Annotated in this window: 2 tRNA genes; both read left to right on the plus strand. The window is 46.2% G+C overall.

Annotated features, from left to right (window positions below):
* The first annotated feature begins 101 nt into the window (after positions 1 to 101).
* Positions 102 to 178 (plus strand) — tRNA-Ile (locus OGV67_RS01890).
* Positions 179 to 291: 113 nt separating this feature from the next.
* Positions 292 to 367: transfer RNA gene (locus OGV67_RS01895), tRNA-Ala, on the plus strand.
* Positions 368 to 506 lie beyond the last annotated feature (139 nt).

A 506-nucleotide genomic window follows, 5' to 3' on the forward strand; every position in this document is an offset into this window, starting at 1 on the left:
TAGGGGAACCTGCGGTTGGATCACCTCCTTACCTTAAAGAACCTGCCTTTGCAGTGTCCACACAGATTGTCTGATGAAAAACGAGCAGTAAAAACCTCTACAGGCTTGTAGCTCAGGTGGTTAGAGCGCACCCCTGATAAGGGTGAGGTCGGTGGTTCAAGTCCACTCAGGCCTACCAGATTTTCCCTGAATACTGCGTTGTGAAATGACTCACATACTTTAAGTATGCTTCGTCATTCCACGCCTTGTCTCAGGAAAAATCATCGGTAAGAGGTTCTGACTGTACTGTATGGGGCTATAGCTCAGCTGGGAGAGCGCCTGCTTTGCACGCAGGAGGTCTGCGGTTCGATCCCGCATAGCTCCACCATATTTTACTGCTCATATAAGAAAACTTCAGAGTGTACCTGAAAAGGTTCACTGCGAAGTTTTGCTCTTTAAAAATCTGGATCAAGCTGAAAATTGAAACGACACACGTAAAGTGTGTATGAGTCTCTCAAATTTTCGCA

The sequence above is a fragment of the Citrobacter sp. CK188 genome, from assembly GCF_030333525.1.
Taxonomy (GTDB): domain Bacteria; phylum Pseudomonadota; class Gammaproteobacteria; order Enterobacterales; family Enterobacteriaceae; genus Citrobacter_B; species Citrobacter_B koseri.